This window comes from Mucilaginibacter oryzae (genome assembly GCF_003148845.1).
In the GTDB taxonomy this organism is placed as follows: domain Bacteria; phylum Bacteroidota; class Bacteroidia; order Sphingobacteriales; family Sphingobacteriaceae; genus Mucilaginibacter; species Mucilaginibacter oryzae.
Map to the genome: position 1 here is coordinate 1 of NZ_QGHA01000031.1, position 5360 is coordinate 5360.

4 protein-coding genes are annotated in these 5360 nt (G+C 44.7%); 2 read left to right on the forward strand and 2 right to left on the reverse strand.

Annotated features, from left to right (window positions below; all coding sequences use genetic code 11):
- A partial coding sequence (locus tag LX99_RS25205) for a non-ribosomal peptide synthetase (protein WP_146203232.1) occupies window positions 1-1781 on the forward strand: 1781 nt, incomplete at its 5' end.
- 32 nt (window positions 1782-1813) lie between these two features.
- On the opposite strand, the gene LX99_RS25210 is transcribed toward LX99_RS25205, so the two are convergent.
- Together LX99_RS25210 and LX99_RS25215 are read right to left on the reverse strand one after the other, a co-directional pair.
- A complete protein-coding gene (locus LX99_RS25210) occupies window positions 1814-2167 on the reverse strand; it encodes a hypothetical protein (protein WP_109611106.1) in 354 nt (117 codons plus the stop codon).
- A 3-nt stretch (window positions 2168-2170) separates the two neighbouring features.
- A complete protein-coding gene (locus tag LX99_RS25215; protein ID WP_109611108.1) occupies window positions 2171-4603 on the reverse strand; it encodes a penicillin acylase family protein in 2433 nt (810 codons plus the stop codon).
- 156 nt (window positions 4604-4759) lie between these two features.
- Between LX99_RS25215 and LX99_RS25220 the strand changes: the two genes are divergently transcribed.
- A partial coding sequence (locus tag LX99_RS25220; protein WP_146203233.1) for a condensation domain-containing protein occupies window positions 4760-5360 on the forward strand: 601 nt, incomplete at its 3' end.

Genomic DNA, 5360 nt, shown 5'->3' on the forward strand with positions numbered 1-5360 from the left:
AACTGCATAGGGACAAGACGGCGGTTGTGAGCGGAAGTAAGTCGCTGACCTACCAGGAACTCGATGAACGTTCTGATCTGCTGGCCAAATACCTGGTCCTAAATTTAAATCTGAAACCTGGTGATCGGGTCGGGATGCTCTTGGAGCGTAGTGAATGGATGGTTGTCACGATGATCGGAATTATGAAAGCGAACTGTGCTTACGTGCCGATTGACAAATCGATGCCTCTGCAACGGATTACTTTTATGATATCGGCAAGTAGTTTACATCTTTTGATATGTGATGAGACTCCTTCAGATCAGCACAAGGATACTTTAAAAGTGATATCTACCACGGAACTTGAAGCCTATAAGGATGACCGCAAGGCCCCGAAACCCAAGGTCATCCTGGACGATGTTTCTTTTCTGATCTATACCTCTGGATCAACGGGTAATCCTAAAGCCGTATTGCAAACTCATAGAACCCTTTACAATCTGATATTATGGGATATTAACTCAATTAGAATGCAACAGCAAGGCCGGCACCTTCAGTTTTCTTCTTTTAGCTTTGACTCTTCTATCCACGATGTTTTCTACGCCCTATCAACCGGCGGACAGATTCACATTATCAGCGAAGAGTTGAGGAAAGATATGTTTAAGTTGAAAGACTACATTATAAAGGAGAGAATCAGTACACTATCAATGCCTTATGCCGCATTGAAAGTAGTATTTAGCGAATTTGACGGAGAGGAGTTCCAGGGACACCAAATCAACGAGGTAATATCTACCGGAGAACAACTCTATATCAGTGGCGGAATGCGCAGGTTTCTTGCAATAAACCCGGATGTTGAATTGTATAATTTCTACGGCCCCTCTGAAACGCATGTGGTAACAGGTGTGAGTTATCGGTACAATCGCGCTGAGATACCGGAAAAAGCGAGTATCGGAAAACCCGTTGATAACACGTATATATTAATACTTGATGAACGTATGCAACTGGTACCGATCGGTGTTCACGGCGAGATTTACATTGGAGGCTGGAACCTGGCGAAAGGTTATGATGATAACCCTGAACTTACGTCAGAGAAGTTCATTGATGACCCTTTCCGTCCAGGACTGAAAATTTATAAAAGTGGGGACATAGGTAAATGGCATCCGGATGGGACAATCGAATACCTCCTGCGCCGGGACAACCAGGTGAAAATAAGGGGGTATCGGGTGGAAACGGGAGAGGTTGAAAGTGCTATTCGCGGCTACAATCTACTGGAGGAGGCGGTAGTTGTGGTTAAGGAAAACTCTTTGGGAGATAAGGAACTGGTCGCTTATTTTGTAAGTCGACATAAAATCGACAGGCAAGAACTACATTCTTATTTGAGTGAGCGTCTTCCATCTTATATGTTACCTGTTTATTATCTGCAGTTGGACCGAATACCATTAACCTCCAATGGCAAGATCAACAAACAAGTTCTTCCGGTACCGGGTCAGGCAGACCTTCTTAGCTCAGCTGAATTTGTAGCGCCCCGAAATGAGGTTGAAGCAAAATTGGTCGAAATATGGTCGGATGTTTTAGGGATTAGCATTGATGCAATTGGTGTCCATGATGATTTTTTTAGTTTAGGAGGACACAGCCTGAAAGCAACTTACGCGATAAGCAGGATAAGGAAGACTTTTTCCATTGCTGTTTCCTTAGCGGAATTCTTTATGTATCCGACAGTGGAAGGCATAGGACATATCGTACAGGCCAGGGGATGGCTTGCACAATCGTCGAAAGTTGTGACAAGAAAAAATCTTTATGAGTTATAATCGATAATCGAATAGATTGAGGGAGGAAAATATCAAGAATTGGTGAAATAGACTTTTTTTATCCACTGGCGGATGAGAAATCCTGACAAAGAAGGAAGGCCACCGGCCACGCCGCCAAGCAAGATTGTGAGTAACACCAGAAATGACCAATGCGGTAGATGGAATAGCGATGAAACCCTGCCTGCCAAAGCGAATTGATTAGGGAGAGAGGATATTATGATAAGTATCAGCCAAACCAAAGCCTGTGAAAAAAAGCCAGACCAAAATGCTTGCTTCTCTGTTTTCCCAATCAGGAATGCCGTGAAAAAAGCAATTATGCAAGAAGTCCACCAGGGTAGAAAAAAGCTGGAGATAAAGGAGCTGATGAGAATGATTAGAAAGATCATAAGTTATTTGTTCAAAGTTAAGGTAGAAATAATTCGGTTTGAAGTCTCGTTTGGGGATGACAAGAACAAAAGCTCAGGCAATCGCCCATTTTCCCAGTCGGATAACATATCATCATAAAAACCGCTACCCGGGTTACCGGACTCGCCACCTGGTAAAATCCCATATGCCCTGACGCGCGGCCCCATTTCTACAATCATTCGCCAGGACGGCCCATGCCCGTCAATAATAGCGTTTATCGTGGAAGCACTGCCTGGTGTCGCGATATTTCCTGAGCCAAAACCTTCCAGCCCGGCTAAATGCCTGATCTCAAATTTCTTGACTTTCCCCCACTGCCAAGCCGAACCTAACTTGCCGTAAGTCGCCTCCAGTTCGTGAAAGGCGGCAAGATATGATGACCTGAGAACGTCAGCGGCAGTTTCATGATTTGTCGTTTTGGGGTCGTCAAACCAACTTGAATTGGGTTGCCTGATCAATAACGCTGCTGTACGGTCAGCACTTGGCGGGTAAAATGGGTGGGTGCCATGCACGAAATCGCGTGCCCAGATTGACCAGTAAAATTTAAGCCACCAGCGTTCGAAGAATGAAGCTTCTATCGACTGAAGTGTATATCGGTATGACCATTTGCTCAATTTGTTATAAATCAGTTTGGGTTCGTCGTTCAATCCGGTTGAGGTCATCGTGCTGAGCATCGATGGGAGTATGTCCCTGGCCCGTAAATTATAATCATCAAGTTGTAGCATACGCATTGAATCAATCGTGATTTTGCCCATTCCTGCCAAACGTTCGTTGATTCGTTTGCCCCTTTCATAGCCTGAAAAACGCCAGTTTATATAATATGGATAAGTGTTGTCAGTTGAAGACTGATTAGCTGAACTTACAAATCCCCTTTCCGGATTTTTGACTGCAGGCAATTGGTTGAAGGGAATAAAACCGTGCCAGTTGCTGGCCGTATCGCCCCCGTTTAAGATATATTTGCCCTGGCCCTGGTTTTTTAACGGTATCTTCCCGTCAACGGTGATTCCGACATCTTTACTTGTCGATGCGAACACAAAATTTTGAGCAGGCGCTGTGTAAAAAGTCAATGCATTCCGATAATCAGCATAAGACCTGGCGCGGTTCAGCATATAAAATGTCTTGAATTCGTTTGAGGGGTCATGGGCGATCCAGCGAAGGGCACTCCCTGCCGGGACAAAATTGGGGCCGGTTCCCGAAGCTGATAGATTGTCATAAACAATCGGCCCATGAACCGTATATCTTACGGTGTCGGTTAATGTTTGTTGTCCGCGAATGCGGATAGTTTCCAGGCGTTTTATGACATTGCACCATTTGCCGTTGTACCAATATTGGTTCCTGGTTTTATCCCGAAACCGGATCTTATACCAGTCAAGAACATCTGCATCCACATTCGTAAGTCCCCAACTGATACAGTTGTTGAAGCCGATGATAATAAATGGAGCTCCTGGAAACGACACGCCATTGGCATTAATACCGGGCGCAGTGGTTTGAACCTGATACCATATCGAAGGATATGTTAAGTTCAGGTGGGGGTCATTCGCAAGTATCGGAAAGCCTGATTGTGTTTTTGACCCCGCAACCGCCCAGTTGTTGCTTCCTATACCCTCTATTTTGGGTTTAGTTAACATACTAATACCTGTATTTGGGCTGGTAGATGTTGTTCTTTCCGGTACCTTTAGTGCTTTGAAATTCCAAGGGGTGCCGGCCGGAATGACGGGATCATCACCGGACTGGCGGTTGGGAAACAGGTCTTCAGTTTTTTGCCATCCCAACCTTTGCAGTGTTTCGGACATAGCCAGTTCATTTGAACTACCCGCCAGTGTCTCGGACATAAGTTTCAGGAGAAAGGCCGAGTTGATAGGCCGCCACTCTTCCGGATTATAATCTAATAGTTTATACTCGATGGGAAGATTCTTGGTATTCAATTGCCGGATGTAAGCGTTTACCCCCGCACAGTAGGCATTGATGGCTAACCTGCTATCGGGATCTTTCATTATTTCCTTTAGCGTGTTTTCTGCTGCGAATACCATGCCCATTCTGCGATGGTATAAGTCAGTAGGAAGTGCGGCCTGACCTATTATTTCTGAAAGCCTTCCGGCAGCACTGCGAACCTCCAGGTCCATTTGCCACAGTCTGTCCCTAGCGGTTATATATCCCTGCGCGAAATAAAGGTCATGATTGTTTGTTGCGAAAATATGCGGAATGCGGCGGTCGTCAAATTTTATGGTAACGCTGTTTTTTAAGCCCGAAAGTTTTAGCGAAGTCAGGGGAGGAGTTCCCGGCCCTTCGGCGTTTTGCCAGAAACCGGATACCGGGTTAAGAAACTTGCCCAAAGGAGGGATGTTCCCAAATTTGGTCTGCATTGCCCATATCAGACAAATTGTTGCAACCAGGCAACATAGCGTTTTTATCGTTTTCATCAACTTTAGTGAATAGCAAGATAACTAAAGTACTTATTCAACAATGCTTTGCCTTAACTTTTATTTTTTACACTTTTATTTTGAGTATTTCACTTATCTTGTTTTCGAAAGAACTTATACCATCACAAATAATAATTGTCCAGTTTAACCAGTCCTATGAGCAAAAATATCTTTGAATTTATTTCGCGGCTTTCGCAAATGGATATCCAAATTACATTAGAAAGCGGAAAATTAATGGTCAGTTCAGAAACGGAAATGGATGATTCCATACTTGATGAAATCAGGGAACACAAGGCTTCATTGATAAGTTATTTGGGAGCATTGTCGGCAGAAGGAGGGGGCTATGAGTCGATCGGTCATGTAGCAGACAAGTCGTATTATGGATTATCCTCAGCGCAGAAGCGGTTGTTTTTTCTGCAGGAATTCGCTTCTGGAAGTATAAGTTATAATATGCCGATGGTGAATTACCTTGGCAGGACCGTAGACCGGGACCGTTTATCGGAAGCGTTGGCAGGTCTGATCCGTCGTCACGAGAGTTTGCGGACCTCGTTTGAGCGGCTGGACGGGGTTCCTTACCAGTATGTCCATAAAGAGGTATTTTTTGAGTTGGATGAGGCGAGTGTAAGCATGGAAGAGTCAGGGGAATATATCCGTTCCTATATCCGGTCTTTCGACCTGGGGAAGGCGCCGCTGATGCGGTCGTTATTGCTGAAGGTTGATGGTGCGGGCTATCTGTGGGTAGTTGATGTTCACCATA

Bases quoted from the DNA above. Each gene is read 5' to 3' on its own strand.
- LX99_RS25210 (WP_109611106.1), bottom strand. From the start codon at position 2,167: ATGATCTTTCTAATCATTCTCATCAGCTCCTTTATCTCCAGCTTTTTT.
- LX99_RS25215 (WP_109611108.1), bottom strand. From the start codon at position 4,603: ATGAAAACGATAAAAACGCTATGTTGCCTGGTTGCAACAATTTGTCTG.